Source organism: Planctomycetota bacterium (genome assembly GCA_016125255.1).
Lineage (GTDB): Bacteria > Planctomycetota > Phycisphaerae > Phycisphaerales > Zrk34 > RI-421.
The window spans coordinates 77410-96187 of the sequence record WGMD01000017.1 but is presented as its reverse complement, the minus strand read 5'-3'; the positions used below and the strand labels follow the sequence as shown (position 1 = coordinate 96187).

The 18778-nt window shown below is 61.2% G+C and carries 15 protein-coding genes; 11 read left to right on the top strand and 4 right to left on the bottom strand.

Annotated elements, in window-relative coordinates:
• The first annotated feature begins 25 nt into the window (after positions 1-25).
• The 3 genes from GC162_13810 (at position 26) to GC162_13800 (ending at position 3690) form a co-directional block, all read left to right on the top strand.
• Positions 26-1966: an EAL domain-containing protein gene (locus GC162_13810; protein MBI1369717.1), complete on the top strand. Its 1941-nt coding sequence runs from the start codon at positions 26-28 to the stop codon at positions 1964-1966.
• Positions 1967-2028: 62 nt separating this feature from the next.
• Positions 2029-3102 (top strand): PilT/PilU family type 4a pilus ATPase, encoded by a 1074-nt coding sequence (locus GC162_13805; GenBank protein ID MBI1369716.1) that lies wholly within the window; start codon positions 2029-2031, stop codon positions 3100-3102.
• Between the two features lie 222 nt (positions 3103-3324).
• The gene (locus GC162_13800; protein ID MBI1369715.1) at positions 3325-3690 is read left to right on the top strand and encodes a hypothetical protein; all 366 of its coding nucleotides are present in this window, start codon (positions 3325-3327) and stop codon (positions 3688-3690) included.
• Between the two features lie 474 nt (positions 3691-4164).
• On the opposite strand, the gene GC162_13795 is transcribed toward GC162_13800, so the two are convergent.
• Both GC162_13795 and acnA read right to left on the bottom strand, forming a co-directional pair.
• Positions 4165-5937 carry an AAA family ATPase gene (locus GC162_13795; protein ID MBI1369714.1) on the bottom strand — a complete coding sequence of 591 codons (1773 nt, stop codon included), beginning with the start codon at positions 5935-5937 and terminating at the stop codon, positions 4165-4167.
• Positions 5938-6106: 169 nt separating this feature from the next.
• Complete coding sequence (gene acnA / locus GC162_13790; GenBank protein ID MBI1369713.1) at positions 6107-8878, bottom strand: aconitate hydratase AcnA; 2772 nt, start codon at positions 8876-8878, stop codon at positions 6107-6109.
• A gap of 316 nt (positions 8879-9194) precedes the next feature.
• Here acnA and GC162_13785 point away from each other — a divergent pair, with 316 nt between their 5' ends.
• The 6 genes from GC162_13785 (at position 9195) to GC162_13760 (ending at position 14203) form a co-directional block, all read left to right on the top strand.
• Positions 9195-9632, top strand: a complete 438-nt coding sequence (locus GC162_13785) for a hypothetical protein (protein MBI1369712.1) — start codon at positions 9195-9197, stop codon at positions 9630-9632.
• A 32-nt stretch (positions 9633-9664) separates the two neighbouring features.
• A complete protein-coding gene (locus GC162_13780; protein MBI1369711.1) occupies positions 9665-9955 on the top strand; it encodes a co-chaperone GroES in 291 nt (96 codons plus the stop codon).
• Between the two features lie 91 nt (positions 9956-10046).
• Positions 10047-11678, top strand: a complete 1632-nt coding sequence (gene groL / locus GC162_13775; GenBank protein ID MBI1369710.1) for a chaperonin GroEL — start codon at positions 10047-10049, stop codon at positions 11676-11678.
• A gap of 127 nt (positions 11679-11805) precedes the next feature.
• Positions 11806-12117, top strand: a complete 312-nt coding sequence (locus tag GC162_13770; GenBank protein MBI1369709.1) for a hypothetical protein — start codon at positions 11806-11808, stop codon at positions 12115-12117.
• 461 nt (positions 12118-12578) lie between these two features.
• Positions 12579-13070 carry a hypothetical protein gene (locus tag GC162_13765; GenBank protein MBI1369708.1) on the top strand — a complete coding sequence of 164 codons (492 nt, stop codon included), beginning with the start codon at positions 12579-12581 and terminating at the stop codon, positions 13068-13070.
• Positions 13071-13588: 518 nt separating this feature from the next.
• Positions 13589-14203: a DUF1080 domain-containing protein gene (locus tag GC162_13760; protein ID MBI1369707.1), complete on the top strand. Its 615-nt coding sequence runs from the start codon at positions 13589-13591 to the stop codon at positions 14201-14203.
• Here GC162_13760 and GC162_13755 read toward each other — a convergent pair.
• Entirely contained in the window at positions 14190-16367 is a 2178-nt protein-coding gene (locus GC162_13755; protein ID MBI1369706.1) for a serine hydrolase, read from the bottom strand. The genes GC162_13760 and GC162_13755 overlap by 14 nt on opposite strands.
• Positions 16368-16789: 422 nt before the next feature.
• Here GC162_13755 and GC162_13750 point away from each other — a divergent pair, with 422 nt between their 5' ends.
• Both GC162_13750 and GC162_13745 read left to right on the top strand, forming a co-directional pair.
• Positions 16790-17608, top strand: a complete 819-nt coding sequence (locus GC162_13750; protein MBI1369705.1) for an AAA family ATPase — start codon at positions 16790-16792, stop codon at positions 17606-17608.
• Positions 17605-18381 (top strand): hypothetical protein, encoded by a 777-nt coding sequence (locus GC162_13745; protein ID MBI1369704.1) that lies wholly within the window; start codon positions 17605-17607, stop codon positions 18379-18381. The genes GC162_13750 and GC162_13745 overlap by 4 nt, the downstream gene beginning before the upstream one ends.
• 52 nt (positions 18382-18433) lie before the next feature.
• On the opposite strand, the gene GC162_13740 is transcribed toward GC162_13745, so the two are convergent.
• Positions 18434-18718 carry a 4a-hydroxytetrahydrobiopterin dehydratase gene (locus GC162_13740; GenBank protein ID MBI1369703.1) on the bottom strand — a complete coding sequence of 95 codons (285 nt, stop codon included), beginning with the start codon at positions 18716-18718 and terminating at the stop codon, positions 18434-18436.
• Positions 18719-18778 lie beyond the last annotated feature (60 nt).

Here is an 18778-nt window from a genome sequence, read left to right as displayed (position 1 = left end):
CGCCGCTTGGGAGTATGCGACCGCCATGGACCTGGCCCCGCTCAACATTCCGTATCTGTGGGTCGTGGGACTGAGCATGGCGGCGGCGCTGATGTTCCTTGCGGCCGGACGCGCCCTTTCACGACGCAAGCCGCGCATCCTCACCGTGCCAAGCAAGCCCGCCCCCGATGCGCACTCGCTATTGGACGGCCTGCTCGCCAGCGCGCTCGGCGGCGTCATCGTCCTCCGAGCCGTGCGCGATCCGTCGCGCGAGATCATCGACTTCGAAATCCGCATGACCAACCCCGCCGCCGAACAACTTGTCGGACGCTGCGGGCAGCACATGATGGGCGCTTCGCTCCTGTCGCTGTTGCCGTGCGTGCGCGCGTCGGGCCTCTTTGAAGATGCCCTGACGGTCGTGACCAGCGGGCTGCCCTTCCGCGCCGACCGCTACATCCGGCAGACCGAGACGTGGTACCAGATCGCCGCGGTGCGCCACGGCGACGGACTCGTCGTGACCTTCGCCGACATCAATCACCGCAAGAGCACCGAGGAGCAGTTGCGACACGCCGCCGAGCATGACGCCCTGACCGCCCTGCCCAATCGCAAGCATTTCACCGAGCATCTCGAACAGGCCATCCACCGCGCCCGCCGTTCGCCGGCCTACCGTTTTGCCGTGCTTTTCCTCGATTTCGACCGCTTCAAGATCATCAACGACAGTCTCGGCCACGAAGCCGGCGATCAACTGCTCATCAACATCGCTCAGCGCCTCACCACCAATCTCCGCAGCGTCGACACCGCCTCGCACGGCCGAACCGCCGGACATCTGCCCGCGCGCCTCGGCGGCGACGAGTTCGTCGTCCTCCTCGACGGCATCGGCTCCGAAGACGCCGCCGCCGCCGCCGCGCGACGACTGCTCGACGCCTTCGCCAAGCCGCACCGCATCGCCGGCCATGAAGTCGTCTCCACCGCCAGCATCGGCATCGTCCTCTTCGATCCCCGATACACGCAGGCCGACGAAATGCTCCGCGACGCCGACACCGCCATGTACCAGGCCAAGTCCGACGGCAAAGCCCGCTTCGTCATCTTCGATGAAGCCATGCACCAGGCCATCGTCGACCGCCTCGCTCTCGAGCGCGAGCTGCGGCAGGCCGTCGCCGACTGCGCGTTCGAGCTTTACTACGAACCGATCGTCGCGCTCGATGACGGCAAGCTCGCCGGCTTCGAAGCGCTGATCCGCTGGCCCCATCCGACGCGCGGACTGATCATGCCCGATCAGTTCATCACACTCGCCGAGGAGCTGGGACTCATCCCCGACATCGGCCGATGGGTCATCCAGACCGCCGCACGCCAGTGGCGCGCCTGGCGCAATGCACACCCCAACATGCAACACTGCACCATCGGCGTCAACCTCTCGCGGCATCAACTCTTTGACCCAACCCTCCTCGACACCGTCCGCGACGCGATCGCCGAGTCCGAACTCCCCCCCGGCGCCCTCCGCATCGAAGTCACCGAGTCCGTCGTCATGACCGACATGGATCACATGTCCCGCGTCCTCACCGACCTCAAATCCCTCGGCGTCCAGCTCGCCATGGACGACTTCGGCACCGGGCACTCCTCCCTTCATTGCCTTCACCGACTCCCCCTCGACGTCCTGAAAATCGACCGCAGTTTCATCTCCCGCGAGTCGCCCAGGAACAAGCACTACTCCGCCATCGTTCACGCCATCATGGCCCTCGCGCACAATCTGCACATGCAGGTCGTCGCCGAAGGCGTCGAAACCGCCGACCAACTCTCCATGCTCCAGGCCCTCACCTGCAACTTCGCACAGGGCTATCACCTCTCCCGCCCCCTCCCGCCTGATCAGGCCGAGCGCCTCTTCCAAACCACCTGCCCCCTCCCCGCTCCCCCGGCCCCGCCCGCTTCAACGGGTCGGGCCTCGTCCTACACCGCCCGCCCCAAACCCTCCGCTATACTGCCTTCATGACCACCGCCCCCAACTCCCCTTCGCCTTCTTCCTCCCCCGTTCCCGAATCCCAACCACTGAGCATGAAAGCGCTCTTCGACCACGCCGCAAAATCCGGCGCCTCCGATCTGCTCATCACCGCCGGCTCACCGCCCATCATTCGCGTCGATGGCGATCTCCATCCCGTCCTCAACAAGCCCCTCGCCCCCGAGCAGACCCGCGCCCTGATCTGGTCGCTCCTGAGCGAAACGCAGCAGGAACACTTCGAGCGCCAGCGCGAGCTGGACTTCTCCCTCGCCGTGTCCGGTCATCTCCGCTTCCGCGCCAACGTGTACTATCAGAAGGGAACCGTCGCCGGGGCGTTTCGTCTCATCCCCCGCTCCGTCCCGAACCTCACCCAGCTCGGACTCCCGCCCGTCATGGGCAATCTCACCCTCCGCACGCACGGCCTGATCCTCCTCACCGGCCCGACCGGCTCCGGCAAATCCACCACCTGCGCCGCCATGGTCGACCTCATCAATGAAACCCGACGCTGCCACATCGTCACCTGCGAAGACCCCATCGAATTCGTCCACGAAAACAAACGCTCCATCGTCGATCAACGCGAGGTCTACGCCGACACGCTCAGCTTCTCCAACGCACTCAAGTACGTCCTCCGTCAGGACCCCGATGTCATCCTCGTCGGCGAAATGCGCGACCCCGAAACCATCGCCGCCGCACTCACCGCCGCCGAGACCGGCCACCTCGTCATCGCAACCCTCCATACCAACGACGCCATCCAGGCCATCGACCGCATCGTCGACGTCTTCCCCCCGCACCAACAAGAACAAATCCGCACGCAATTGTCTTTCGCCCTCCTCGCCATCGTCGCGCAGCAGCTCATCCCCCGCGCCTCCGGCAAGGGACGCCTCCTCGCCACCGAAGTCCTCATCAAGAACCACGCCGTCGCCGCCCACATCCGCGAAGCCAAGACCCACCAGACCCGCTCCATCATCGAGTCCAGCCGCGCCGAAGGCATGATCACCATGGACGCCCGCCTCAAGGAACTCTACGAGTCCGGCCAAATCACCTACCCCGAACTCGCCCGCCGCGTCAGCTCCCCGACGTTTTTGCATCAGGTCAAAAAGCCCACCACGCTCACCCCCCCGCAGTCGTAAAACCAGCCCCGCGTTCCCACGCGGGGCTCCCCTAATATTGCACCGCTTTTGATCAAGTGAGCCCCACGTGGCAACGTGGGGCCCCTCGGCCAGAAATACAAATGGCGGACTCATCAATAAGAAAAAATATATTGGCCAAGGCGCAAGTTCAATCCGGTTTTACTGTATGAACCTGCGACACAGCAGTCCCTCGGACGGATTCATCTCAACACACTCGCGTAAGTGGCGCTGCAAATGTCATATCCCTATTACCTTCTGGTGACGATCGTCAAGGTGAACGGCAGCAGTTGCTCGCCCGCTCCGACACAACGTCTGATCCTTCAAGAGGACAACGAAACATACAACAAAGATCCCGCATCTCCGAACAATTTTTACGCGTGCATCCTGAATCCGGAAAAGGATGGCAGCGGGAACGTCGTCAACTGGACGTTGAATCTTCGAAATATGAGTTCACCCTGCGCGGTGGTCGCAGCTTTCAAATTGCCCTCGCCGGGAACAGACCCGCCACCGACGGGCAACTACTGCAAGTATTCCGGCGGCACCATCACCTGCGGGCAGACTGAAGCAAGTGTCGTTAACGACACATGATCGTGAATCAGAATTCGTCCCGACCAGGACGATTCAACCATGGACCAAAATCACAGGCACGCTCCGTTACGTCGTGTCCGTCGTGCAAATACGAACTTCTGACCCGCCGCCCTCCGTCGTCTCGTGCTCATGCTCGCCATTCGTAACCGCTTCTCTCCGCATCAATAAGTCCGATGCCCAGAAGCGAAGGCGAGCATGAGCACGAACGCCCGCGTCAGCTCCCCCACGTTTTTGCATCAGGTCAAAAAACCCACCACGCTCAATACCCCGGGCTGAGGGCAGCCCGGCTCTGACTCCCCCCGCAATAAGAAGACACCCCCACCCCCCGCCTCATCCGAGCCGGCCCGCCCCCGGGCCGGTGCCTCCCGCTTTGTCGCCTCAACCCCACTCACCCCACAAACAAAACCCCAAGACACCGAAATGCATTTTCGTACGGTGGGTCAAGCGCAGCGGACGCACGCTACCTCGCTATCATCAGCTCTTTCGGAACAGATCAATCGATCGAAGACAACTCTCAAGATCCGTCGCGACGTCCCCCCGATGAAATGATTCAAGGATGCGAGCATCGGTCATCGATACGCGATGACGGCCAGCAATTATCGATCGTAATTGGCGGAGTACCTCTTTACCCGGCACAATCTCTAATCGAGCGTCCAAATCGCTCCATCTAGTCGTAAACCATTCCATCGCGCGCGCCGTCATAGTGGCCATGTCTTCGCCACAATGCTTCATGTACTCGCATCTGCGAGCAACATACTGCGCACATACATGATTCTGCATCGGATCTGTAATCTCACTCAACAATTGTCGAACGTCACATGTTCCTGGTTCCGAGCCGTTACGAGATGCTCGCTCTTTCAATAGTCGGTCTATTGCCCGCTGAAGAACCTCAGGCTCGAGTAAATAATTTTCAATTTCCTTCCGCTTGTGAAAATACCCAAAAGCAATGCTCGCGTTTAGCGACTTCTCAATACTCGAAATTTGCTCATCACAATAGTAATCGCGATCGTAGACAGCAGCGAGACGCAAGTTTGTTCCCAGTGTCTGTTCAAATCCGCGTGCCAGCTTCTGAAGCGTTTCCCAACTTGAAAAGCCGCCAGACTCAACTGGAGTAATTCCCACACCTGATGCTAATTCATCGAGTCCGATTTTTGCTGCAAATCTTCGAATTAATTTGTAGTCATTACTCCCCTCAATATAAAGCGCACGACGGGTACGCGAGAGATTAGCCAAAACTATGTTTTGTACTGATCCTACGGCTTCGAGCGCGCCCTGCACATCGTTAAAGTCTTTGAGTCGCCTTGCATTTGATTGCCGTTTGTCAACTAGTAAGATTTCTGATGGCTCTGCATCAGCTATGATTTCCGTAGAGTGCGTGGCAAGCATTATATCTGGACCAGCGCTTCGCAATATACCTAATAGCTGCCTTTGAACGTCGGGGTGTAAATAGATTTCCGGCTCGTCCACTACGAGTGCAGTCGCCGCCTTGGCCCGAGAAATGTGCGTGAGCAACTGACACCATACCTGAAATCCAAAGCCTGACCAATAGATTTCACGATCTATGCGATCTTCTTGGCAAAACATTGTCAGATACTGCGATAGCGCGTCCGGTCGTTGTGGCCGTTGGATGCTCATCCCTGGCCAAGTTTTGCTCACAAGATCGGAGAATTCTTCAAAGCCGTCGCTATTAAAAAACCAATAGTTGCGGAAATGTCGAGATGCGCGATGAGTCGATAGACCTGACGCGATCGTTTGTTCGTTGACAATTGGCTCGTTATGCTCAACTGGCCCTAGAACTGGTACTATAGCGAGGTCCACGGGAAATGCATTTCGAAATGAGGTCGGCGTCTTGATCAACTGACCTTCGACCCTAGGAATTAGTGTGCATTTCCCGTCTTTTGAAAATAGCAACTCCAACTTTGCCGAGTTGCTCAGAAAAAACGTTACTCTCGATGGCGCATCAACATAATCAGTATGTACATTTTCGAGCGATATTGGAACAGTGTCATCACTCAATCGATAGCAACGTGTCGGCGTTCCATCTATATTGAGTACTTCAGATGATTTAGCTCTCGCTCTTCTTAAGGCTATATGTAATGTCCGAAAGGCGCTGAGAATTGTAGATTTGCCACAGTTGTTAGGCCCAACCATGATATTCATTCGGCCTAAATCAACGGAATACTGTTTGAGCGCCTTGAAGTTCTCAAAGCTGACGCGAACAAATCGCACATCGTCGTTGCCAATCATAGACGCACCCGGGCAATGTAATCCGCAAATTCAAGCCGTTTGTATTGCGCGCGTTACGATCTTCATCGTAAACAGCTAATCAACGTGTTTGTCACCAAGGATTGACCCTGTAATTTCGACAGTATTTATTCGCAAGCGCGCTCACTAGCCATTTGCGGTCTGCAAGATGTCAACTTTTAGCAATCTTCCTCAGCACCGTATGCAGAATGCCGCCGTTGCGGTAGTAGGCGACTTCGACGGGGGTGTCGATGCGGCACAAGGTTGTGAACTCGGTCTTCTTGCCGGATTCGTCGGTGGCGGTAACTTTGATTTGCTGGCCGGGTTTGACGTGGTCGTCGATGGCGATGTTGAACGTCTCGCGGCCGGTGAGGCCCAGCGTTTTGGCGCTTTCGCCTTTGTTGTAGACCAGCGGGAGGACGCCCATGCCGACGAGGTTGGAGCGGTGGATGCGTTCGTAGGATTCGGCGATGACGGCTTTGACGCCGAGGAGGTAGGTGCCCTTGGCGGCCCAGTCGCGGGATGAGCCCATGCCGTAGTCTTTGCCGGCGAGGACGATCAGCGGGGTGCCGGCGTTTTTGTAGTTGACGGAGGCGTCGTAGATGAAGGCGACTTTGCCGGTGGTGAAGTCGGTGGTGTAGCCGCCTTCGGTGCCGGGGGCGAGTTGGTTGCGGACGCGGATGTTGGCGAAGGTGCCGCGGGTCATGACGCGGTCGTTGCCGCGGCGGGAGCCGTAGCTGTTGAAGTCCTTCTTTTCGACGCCGTGCGCGATGAGGTATTTGCCGGCGGGGGTGTCGGCCTTGATCGCACCGGCGGGGGAGATGTGATCGGTCGTGACGGAGTCGCCGAGCATGGCGAGGCAGCGGGCGCCGGTGATCGTCGCGATCGGTTTCACGTCCTGCGTCATGTCGGCGAAGAACGGCGGGTGCTGAATGTACGTGGACGAATCTTTCCACTTGTAGAGATCACCCGTCGGCGCGTCGATTTTCTGCCACTGCGCCGGACCCTTGTTAACATCCGCACCGTAGCGGGCGGCGAACTGCTCGGGCTTGACGCATGACGCGACGGTTTTGCGGATCAGGTCACTCGTGGGCCAGATGTCTTTGAGGTAGACGGGGCCGTTTTTGCCTTGACCGAGGGGCTCTGTGGTCAGGTCGATGTCGGTCGAGCCGGCAAGGGCGTAGGCGACGACGAGCGGGGGCGACGCGAGATAATTCGCCTTCACATGCGGATTGATGCGGCCCTCGAAGTTGCGATTACCGGAGAGGACGGAGGCGACGACGAGGTCACCGGTTTCGACGGCTTTCGCTATTTCGTCGGGGAGGGGGCCGGAGTTCCCGATGCAGGTCGTGCAGCCGTAGCCGACGGTGTTGAAACCGATCTTGTCGAGATACGTGTCGAGCTTCGCATCGGCGAGGTAATCCGTGACGACGCGGCTCCCGGGGGCGAGCGAAGTCTTGACCCACGGCTTCACCGTCAACCCCTTCTCGACCGCCGCCTTGGCGAGCAGACCCGCGGCGACGAGGACGCTCGGGTTGGACGTATTCGTGCATGACGTAATGGCGGCGATGACGACGGCGCCGTGCTTGAGCTTGAACGACTTGCCGTTGTACGAGACGGGGACGCCGTATTCCCCCGGGTCGGCGGGCTCGGTGGCGACGGCGGCCTGCGCGGCGTCCTCGAGCATGGCGCCCTCGGCCATCATGGAAGTGCCGGTCGAATCGTGCGTGTGGTTCGCCTTGCCGAACGTGTTGGTCAGGTCGTATTCCCACTGGGTCTTCATGGCCGTCAGCGCGATGCGATCCTGCGGGCGCTTCGGGCCGGCGAGGGACGGGACGACCGTCGACAAATCCAGCTCGACAATCTGCGTGAAACGCGGCTCGTTTTTCGGATCGAGCCACATGCCCTGCGCCTTGGCATATTTCTCAACAAGGTCGATCGTCTCGGCGCTGCGGCCGGTCATCTTCATGTAGTCGAGCGTGACATGATCGACGGGGAAGAAACCCATGGTCGCGCCATATTCGGGGGCCATGTTGGCGATCGTCGCGCGGTCGGGCAAGGGAAGCTGAGCCGTGCCTTCGCCGAAGAATTCGACGAATGTTTCGACGACGCCGACTTTGCGGAGCATTTCGGTAACGCGGAGGACCAGGTCGGTGGCGGTCGCGCCTTCGGGGAGTTTGCCGGTCAGGCGGAAGCCGACGACTTTGGGCAGGAGCATGTAGATGGGCTGGCCGAGCATGACGGCTTCGGCCTCGATGCCGCCGACGCCCCATCCGACGACGCCCAGCCCGTTGATCATGGTCGTGTGCGAATCGGTGCCGACGAGCGAATCAGGATACGCCACGCCGTCTTTGGTCATGACGACGCTGGCGAGGTATTCGAGATTGACCTGATGGACGATGCCGATGCCCGGCGGAACCGCGCGGAAATTCTTAAACGCCTGCTGGCCCCATTTGAGAAACTCGTATCGCTCGCGATTGCGTTCGAACTCGACGAGCAGATTCAACTCGAGCGCATCTTCGCGCGCAAAGTGATCGACCTGCACGCTGTGATCGATGACGAGGTCGCAAGGCACGAGCGGATTGATCTTCGTCACGTCGCCCCCGAGCCGCTTGCACCCGTCGCGCAGGGCCGCCAGATCGACGACGGCGGGGACGCCCGTGAAATCCTGAAGCACGACGCGGCCGGGCATGAAGGGAATCTCCACCGCCCCGGGATCTTTCGCATTCCAAGCCGCGACTTTCTTCACATCGTCCGCCGAGACGATGAAGTCATCGACGTTTCGCAGCGCCGCTTCGAGGAGCACCTTGATCGAGACGGGGAGGGAATCGACCTCCTTGATCCCCGCGGCGGCGAGTTTCTTCAGATCGAAATAGCTGACTTCGCCGCCGAGCGTTTTGAGCTTCGAGACGGCCTTGAACGGATCGTTGAGCGCGGTGGTCATGGCAAAATCCTGCGTAAAAGGGTCGAAAGTCTCACTTTATCACAGCACGGGGAGGGGGGAAAGGGCTTGCGGGAAGGGGATCGGGGAGGGGGACGGGAAGAGGGGAACGCTGAGGGATGGCCATCCCTCAGCTTTCGGCGGCGGCTGTCAGCATGGCAGGCGGCGACCCGCTTCGGTCCGACATGGCAGACACCTGCGGAAATGCTGTTCACGCATGAATGGCGCAACCCGTGCTGATACAGCCGCTTGCGCCTTCGCACATTCCCCTCCTCCGCGCACGCCGTTTGCCCCCTTTCTTTGACGTTAAGGAGCATTCATGCTTGCGGTCCGCGATCCATCCGAGAATCGGCTCAACGTGCTGATGAGCGTCAGCGAGCAGAACTGGGCGACGCAGTTGCCCCGGCTGCTGGCGCCGCAGGGCGTGCGGTCGATTGTCGTGTCGGACCCCAACGAGGCCGCGGTGCTCATCGAGCGTCAGCCCATCCATGCCGCCGTCATCGACGCCGGTCAGCCGCGCGACCCCGGCGGGCTCAAACTCCTGCGCGTGATTCAGCGCCTTCGCCCCACGCCCCCCGCCGTCCTCGTCCGCGGACGCATCTTCGATCGCCGCACCGACAATCGACTGCTCTCCGATGCCCTGAAGCTCGACGCCTTCAGCGTCCTCGATCAGCCCGTCGAACTCGAACAGGTCCTCGATGTCCTGCGTCGTCTCCTCGAACGTCACTACGGCGGCCAGTGGCCCGCCTCCTCATAAACATCACCCTCTTTTTCTCGGAGCAACCCCCCATGAAGATCAAGCCCCTCGGCGACCGCATTCTTGTCAAGCGCAAGGAAGCCGAAACCAAGACCTCCTCCGGCCTCTACCTCCCCGAGTCCGCCGCCGAAAAGCCCCAGCAGGCCAAGGTCCTGGAAGTCGGCGAAGGCGCCGTCAACGAAAAGACCGGCAAACGCAACTCGCTGCAAGTCAAAAAGGGCGACACCGTCCTGCTCAATAAATGGGGCGGCACCGAAATCAAAGTCGGCTCCGACGAAATGCTCATCGTCAACGAAGACGACATCCTCGCCATCGTCGAGTAACACTCCCCCCCGTTTAGCGGCGGGGCAACGCCCCGCGCTCCGCTGACCATTCACCCAAACACGTACACACACTCAACAAGGACCCCACATCATGGCTGCCAAGAAAATCGTCTTCGACTCCGACGCACGCGAGGCAATCCGCCGCGGCGTCAAGAAACTCGCTCACGCCGTCAAGGTCACGCTCGGCCCCTCCGGCCGCGTCGTCGTCCTCGAAAAATCCTTCGGCTCCCCCACCGTCACCAAGGACGGCGTCACCGTCGCCAACGAGGTCGAACTCGAAGACCCCTATGAAAACATGGGCGCCCAAATGGTGAAGGAAGTCGCCTCCAAGACCTCCACCACCGCCGGCGACGGAACCACCACCGCGACGATCTACGCCGAAGCCATCTACGAAGAAGGACTCAAGAACGTCACCGCCGGCGCTAACGCCAACGCCATCAAGCGCGGCATCGAGAAAGCCGTCGGCTCCATGTCCGATGAGCTCCTCAAACTCTCCAAGAAGGTCTCGACCACCAAGGAAATCGCACAGGTCGGAACCTGCTCCGCCAACCATGACACCACCATCGGCTCCATCATCGCCGAAGCCATGGACAAGGTCGGCAAAGACGGCGTCATCACCGTCGAAGAGGGCTCGACCCTCGACACCCACGTCGAACTCGTCGAAGGCATGCAGTTCGACAAGGGCTACCTCTCGCCTCATTTCGTGACCAATGTCGCGAACATGACCGCTGAGCTTGAAGACGCCTACGTCCTCATCAACGAGAAGAAATTCTCCAGCGCCAAGGACCTCCTGCCGATCCTCGGCAAGGTCGCCGAGTCGGGCAAAGCCCTGCTCATCATCGCTGAAGACATCGACGGCGAAGCCCTCGCCACCCTCGTCATCAATAAGCTCCGCGGCATCCTGAAGGTCGTCGCCGTCAAAGCCCCCGGGTTCGGCGACCGCCGCAAGGCCATGCTTCAGGACATCGCCACCCTGACCGGCGGCCAGGCCATCATGGAAGAGCTCGGCGTCGACCTCGAGAAGCTCGAACTCAACCAGCTCGGCCGCGCCAAGAAGGTGACGATCGAGAAGGAAGCCACCACCATCATCGAAGGCGCCGGCAAGTCCTCCGACATCAAGGGCCGCATCGACGCCATCAAGCGCGAGATGGACATCACCACCTCCGACTACGACCGCGAGAAGCTCCAGGAGCGCCTCGCCAAGCTCGCCGGCGGCGTCGCGCAGATTCACGTCGGCGCTGCGACCGAGTCCGAGATGAAGGAAAAGAAGGGCCGCGTCGAAGACGCGGTTCATGCCTGCCGCGCTGCCGTCGAAGAAGGCATCCTCCCCGGCGGCGGCGTCGCCGTCCTGCGTGCCCGCAAGGCCCTCGACAAGCTCCGCAAGTCCCTCGAAGGCGATGAAAAGATCGGCGCCGACATCATCTTCCGTGCCGTCGCCGCCCCCATCAAGCAGATCGCCGAAAACGCCGGCCTCGACGGCTCCGTCGTCGCCCAGAAAGTCGAAGAGTCCAACGACAACAACTTCGGCTACAACGCCCTGACCGCCGAATACGGCGACATGATCAAATTCGGCGTCCTCGTCCCCACCAAGGTCGAACGCACCGCCTTGCAAAACGCCGCGTCCATCGCCGGCCTCCTCCTGACCACCGACGCCCTCATCTCCGAAATCAAGGAAAAGAAGGGCGCCAAGGCCGGTGCAGGCATGGAGGACATGGACTACTAAATCCATGACTGATTCCAGGATATTTTGAAACTCACACGGCCGAACGGCGAAAACTGTTCGGCCGTTTTTCTTAGGCGATCAATATGAAGCGCCCTTTGGTGCTTGCATGACGTACGGATTCGACAACATGAAGATACCGGCCCGAATAAAAGTCTGCATATGGTTTGAGGTCATTATGGCGCTGTGGTACCTCGCGGAAGCGCCGCAGGTTTATCACGACCTCCACAAGGCCACCGGCGAGAATTATGCCGCCTTTGGTGAATTTCTCGTCGTCCTTTTTATGTCACCAATCTGTATCGCCGGCGGGTTGTACCTCTGCGTTTCAACGTTTGCATTCGATCACGCCAGCGAATCGAAAGGAATTCTCGCGATACCAATCTTCGGCGGCTTCGTGATCCTTTTGCACGCAATAGCAATGCACACGGTACTAACGAGGTAGCGGCGTAGAGTGCGCACAGTGACGTAGGTCCGGCTCCGGTGTAGCGAGGTAGGGTGGGTCGAGCGCAGCGGACCCGCCACGCGAGGCGAGGAAGCGGCCGATGAATGTGAGAGCGGATTTCCAAAGGCCTCGCCGGCGCGACGAATGATTGAATGAAGATCGAACGCGCCTTCGCACATCGTGGCGGGTCCGCTGCGCTTGATGCACCCTACGAAAAAATGACTTCGATTCGGGGATTTCACGTACGCGGTTTGAGGGGAAGGCCGGGCCGGGGGCGGCCCGGCTCGGATAGGCACGGTTGCGAAAGGCGGAGGGGGCGGGGTGGGTTTTTTGTCTTGTCAGAGCCGGCCCGCCCTCGGGCCGGGGTTTGCGGGGTCGGGGTAAGAGCAGGAAGAAGAAAAAAGAACCGGCCCGGGGGCGGGCCGGCTCGGAGAAGGCGGGGGATTTGTATGATGGGGCGCATGTCCGATCCGCTGGGGCTGCACATCACATGGGGCACGTACGGGATGCGTCTGCACGGCGATGAGCGGGGGACGGTGTGCCGCGCGATGAACGCGCCGGGCGAGCCGATTGTCGGGCGGGACGATCAGTGGCGGCTTGAGGAAGCGCGCCTGCTGCGGCATGCACCGGTGGTGTTGAGTACGGCACAGCGCCGGGTGGCGCAGGCGATGCTCATCGATGTGTGCGCTCAGACGCGATGCGCCTGCATGATCGGCGCGGCGCGCGGGGATCATGTTCACGTGCTGGTTCGGTCAAACGAAGCGGCGATCGACGTCAAGGGCGCGAAGACGATTCGGACCTTGCTCAAGCGGCGGTTGGGCGTGGAGCTGTCGAAGCGATGGCCGCGGGCGGCGGGGGCGAGCTGGTGGGCGGAGTGCGGGTCGATCAAGTGGGTGTGGGATCCGACGTATTTTGAGAATGTGTACGAGTATATCGAACGACAGCGGATTTGACGGATTCGCGTTTTTCATCCGAGCCGGGCCGCCCCCGACCCGGGGGTCGGGGGCTTGGGGCTGCGGGGGGATGGAAGAACCGGGCCGGGGGCGGCCCGGCTCGGAGAAGGCGGAGTCCGCCAAGAGCGCGGGAATTTCAGCGGCGTCGGCACGGCAGCGCGGGCGGGAACGGGGCGTGCGGGCGCATGGAGGCGGCGCAAAAGGCGCACCGGGATGACCGATCAGGCGCGGTGATGCGCACGCGTTGATGTAAGTTCATATTCGGCGCGCAGGGGCGCGTCGTTTGGCTCCGCGCCGGTGCGCACGGGCGCGCCCGTGCGCGCCGAAGGAGGGGTTGGGAGGGGCGAAAATCGCGAATGGGACGCTCAAAACGGCGGGAGGACGGGGAGCGGTCGAAAACGCGATGGGACGTGCGCTGGTGCGCGGCGGTGCGCGGGGGCGTTCGGTACAATGAGCGGCGTCCGCGGCGGAGCGTCCGGCGCGGGGTCCGGTTGGGCCAACTCACAGGCGGGTCGAACATGCATCCCTTGCGTCTGATCATCAGCGTCGTCATGCTTCTTGCACTCAGCCCGCTGGCCATCGGGGCGGACGAGTGGCAGCCGGAGCCGGGCTTCCGCAGTTTGTTCAATGGTCATGATCTGAGCGGCTGGTGCTTCCGCGTCAAACCCAAACGCGAGGACCCCAAGCCCGGCGACGTCACCGAAAACTTCGACGGCAAAACGGTGTCGAGCGATGGGCGATACTTCGTCAAAGACGGCGTGTTCGTCATCCAATTCCCCGATGAAAACGACCATCTGACGGGGCAGATTTACACGGTCGAAGAGTTCCCCAAGGACTTCACGCTCAAGCTCGAGTTCCGGGCGTCCGTCAATGCCGACAGCGGGATCTTCCTGCGGAAGCCGCAGTTGCAATGTCGCGATTACCTTGTCGCCGGGCCGTACAAGGAGCTTAAGAAGTACAAGCCGCAGGAATGGAATTTGATTGAGGTGGTGGTCAAGGACGGGGTGGCGCACTGCACATGCAATGGGGAGGTGCTGGAGGACGCGCTGAAGCTTCCGCCGACGGGGCCGATCGGTTTGGAGGGGGATCGGGGGACGATGGAGTATCGTCATATTCAGATCAAGGCGGAGTGAGCACGGCCGCACACGCCCGGCGGAGGTAATCCTCGAATTCCCACGATCCGCTGGAGCCGGTTTGCCGGACGACGACGAGGTCGAGACTCGGGACGAAGGCGATAAGCTGCCCGCCGGACCCCGGTTTGAAGCGGGCGTCGGCGGGGATTTCTTTGCCGCGGGCGTCACTGAGATTGGCGGGCAGTTCCCACCCGGCGGAGAACGAGCGGGCGTCACGGTCGAAGCTTTTTTTGCCGGTGAGGTTGTGCGTCGGCTGGGCGGCCATGTCGATAAACCACGATGGAATCACCTGCCGCTCGCCCCATTTCCCGCGTTGCGCCATGCAGTACCCGATGCGCGCCATGTCCCGCGCGGACAGGCCGATGGCATGCGACGGGTGACGCCCGATGCCTTCTCCGCCGTTGAAATACTCGAACCATGCATGACTGATTCCTAGGGGCTCGAGCAACTGCTTCCGCGCGAATTGGTCATATGGCATGCCAGTCACCGTCTCGCAGACGAGCGATGCGTGATAGAGTGCCTGCGTCGAATAGTCGAGGTTCGTGCCGGGATCGAAGGCGAGCTTCGCGGTCTTCGGGTCGCCGGTGTGCCCCATGATGTATTCCCACGGGCCGTTGTTGCCCGCGCCGCTCGATTCGGGGGCGATACCCGATGTGTGATTGAGCAGTTGCCCCACCGTGATCGCCTTCTTGCGCGGATCGCTCAGAGGTTGCGCCCACGGGATGAAATCAAACGCCGGGTCTTCAAACGTCATGCGCCGCGGCGTCCTGCCCCGCTGACTTTCCTCCGAGGCGATGGCGAGCACCGTCGCGCAGATCGCCTTCGCGCATGACTTGATGTTGCCGGTGTCGCTGACGCTGCTGTGATCGCGCTCGACTTCGAGGGCGATGTAACCATGTCGAATCACCACGGCCGCGAACTTTCGCTGGTCCGACTGGATGAGCCAGTCACGCAATTCGTCGAGCTTCGCCGGATCCATGCCGGCGAGGCGGCGGATATCGTCGGGCGTGGCGAGCTTTCGCCATCCGCTTTGCGATTCGGGCGGCGGGAAATAGGTCGAAGTCGGCCCGGCAGCGGCGCGCGGTTCGAGCGTGACTTTGACAAGATTGAAGCGATCGTGAGCTTTGACGCCCTGCTGCGCGCCGTCGCCGTACACGCTGAAGACGGCCCATAGCGTGCGGCCGTCGGGGCTGATCCATTTCAGGGGGAAATCGTGCACGAGGCCGTGGCCGCCGTCGCCCATGTCGCCGAAGCGGTCCTGGTAGCTGATCGTGGTCCACGGTCCCCATGGACGCGGCGCATCGAAGACGCCAAGCTGACCGGGACTGATGTGATAGGTCGAAAAAAGGAAGCGGCGAAGCTGCGGGTGGTACACGGCCCCGGCGATGCGCAGGCCGTTCGGATCGGTGAAGACGGGTTTGGCATCGTCCACGTTGCGTGACCACCGCGGCGCGTCCTGCGCATCGAGTTGCGTGAAGAATTCATACGCGGCCCGATCAGTGATTTTCTCCGTGGGGACGCGCAGCAGATAGGCGTCGCGGCCCTCGCCATCGCGCGTCGCGCGGTAGGCGTAGATGTAGACATAGCCGGCCAGGTCATCGGGGACGCCGGCGTTGGCGCGGCCGAAGTTGATGAAACGGATCGGGCGAAGCTGCTGACCTTTGGGGAAGACGCAGGGTGTGGCGCGCCACGACGCGCCGCGGTCCCCGGACTGATACAGCGCCATGTTCACATCGGGCCAATTGCCATTCTGCATGTTGACCCATGCGTAGAGTTGATCGCCGACGGCGATGAGACTGTCGACTTTGCCGGCCTTGGGGAAGTCGGCGGGGTGTTGGGTGTCGCGTCCGCCGTTGATGTTGATTGCGGTGAAGTGTTCGGGATCGCCATCGATGCGGGCGAATCCGGCGGCGACGCGGCCGTCGTTGTTCGTGCCGCCGAACCCGCCCCCGTCGCCCCATGCGACATACAAGTGGTCATCCCCCGCCCATGTGACGGGCCAGAGGTCGCTGCCGGGCGCGGCGGTCTTGAGCGTGTCCCAGTGCCATGTCATCGACGCCACCACCGGACTCGGCGGATACGGCGCCCCCGCCGCACTCCCCGCTTGCGCCAACAAGCCGACCACACCCGCGATGAGCAGCACCAGACCGCATGAAGTTCGCATGTCTTCATTATCACAGCCGCACGACGCGCAAGACAATTGAGTCACGTGAAGCAGATTAACAAAATAAATTGTTAACCTTTGGCTAGCAAATAGATAGCAAAAAGTTAAGACGGCGCTAATATGTCTTCCGATAGGGCTTCTATCAAGGTTGTGCTTCGTGCCTTGGGCACAAGGAGTTGGCCATGACTGAAGAGACCAAGGATCAGATCATGTGGTTCGGCGAGACGACGCTGCTGGTGGCGTTCATCATCTTCATGATCCTCACCGTCATTTACGCTGTGAAATGAGGCGGCGGCGGTCCGGCGATGGGGCCGCCCTGCTTCCGTCTGTTCCGTCTGGAGCAGATAAACCGGCTGGGGAATTGTGCCGATGTGATGGGCAGCGGGCGAGGTCCGCACACACGGAGGCACGCCATGGCCGACCTGTACAATCAGTTTTACGGCTTCACCGAGTCGCCGTTCAACATCACGCCTGATCCGCGCTTCCTGTTCTTCTCCGACAAGCATCGCGAAGCGTTCAGCCATCTCATGTTCGGCATTCAGCAGCGCAAGGGCTTCATCCAGATCACCGGCGAAGTCGGCTCCGGCAAGACCACGCTCTGCCGCTCCCTGCTCGAACAGCTCGGCGACAACTACAAGACCGCGCTCATTCTCAATCCCTGCATGAGCGGCAATCAACTGCTTCAGGCGATCCTTGATGAGTTCGGCATCGAATACGCCCGCTCCAAACCCAATCGCGTCGACATGCTTCATTCGCTCAACGACTTCCTCCTCAGGCAGGTCGCCGAGGGCAACGAAGTCGTGCTCATCATCGACGAGGCCCAGGACCTGAGCTTCGAACTGCTGGAGCAGGTGCGGCTCCTGTCGAATCTCGAAACCGATGACCGCAAGCTTTTGCAGATCGTCTTGATCGGTCAGCCGGAGCTGCGCGAGAAGATCAACGAGCCGCGCCTGCGGCAGCTTCGCCAGCGCATCACGGTGCGTTATCACCTGCGCCCGCTGACGCGGCGGGAAATGAATGCGTACATCCGCCATCGCATCACGGTGTGCGGCGGCAACGGATTGCCGAGCTTCAGTACATGGGCGCAGCTTCAGATTTACCGCTATTCCAAGGGTATTCCGCGATTGATCAATGCGGTGTGCGACAAGGCGCTTCTGTGCGGGTTCGTCGCCGGGACGCCGAAGCTGGGGTATACGCATGTGCGCCGGGCCATCGCATCGCTCGAAGGGGAACTGGCATGAGTCTGGTCAACGAAGCGCTCAAGAAAGCCAAGATCGAATCGGGCATGCGCCAGGTCAGCCGCGAAGTCGACTTCGGCGCGATCACGGGCGGAACGACCTACGGCGGACACGCCGGCTACGGTCGCGCTGCGGGCGGGATCAACAAATACCTGATCATCGGCGGCGTGGCGGCGCTGGGCGTGATCGCCTGGCCGGGTATTGCGTATGTGTACCGTGCGACGCGCCCGGCGGAGGCGCGGGCGCAGACGCCGATCGCTTCCGCCGCGCCGATCGCGCCGGTGACGCCGGTGACGCCGGTCGTGGAGACGGTGGTTCATGAGCCGGTGAAATCGGTGCAGAAGAAGACGCAGCTCATCAAGCCATTGATTGATATTCCGGCCGGGGGCGCGGCGGAGGCGAATGCGCCCGCGCCGCGGGCGGTCGAGCCGGCGGTGACCGCAGCGCCGGTCGTTGCGCCGGTGGCGGCGCCGGATGCAGCGACAGCGCCTGCGCCGGTGGTGGTAGCGCCGGTGGTGGAGATTGCGAAGCCGCAAGCGGCTCCGAGCAATGGACTGATTGAAGGGCGGGATTACGCCAAGTCGGTGGAGATTCCCAACGGGCCGCTGCTGAAGCTGGGGGGCATTGCGTGCTCGGATTCGATTCAGCTCGCGCTGCTCAACGGCATGACGCTGGAGCCGGGCGACAGCGTCGACGGCGTAAAGGTGCTCAAGATCGAACCCAAGCGCGTGCAGCTCGAGTATGCGGGGACGAAATTCTTTTTAAGGATGCCGTGAGAGCACGCCGCGGGCGGCGTGGCTAAACGGGGAAGCGGGGCATGTCGGTCGTTCATGCGCCGGCCAGTTTGTTCATTGTCTGTGCGAGTTTCACATCATTTTGCGTGATGCCGCCGGCATCATGGGTGATGAGGTCGACGGTGACGGTGTTCCAGACGTTGGACCAGTCGGGATGATGGTTCATTTTCTCGGCGGCGAGGGCGCAGCGGGTCATGAAGGCGAACGCTTCGGAGAAGTCCTTGAACTTGTAGACGCGGCGGAGCTTGCCGCCTTCGACGCTCCACCCGGTCAGGTCGGCGAGGGCTTTTTGCAGTTCGTCGGCAGTAAGTTTGGGCATCGGGTCTCCTTCCGGTTTGATGAGGTTAAGTCAGTATAGGGACTCGACGTGCGTTGCGGG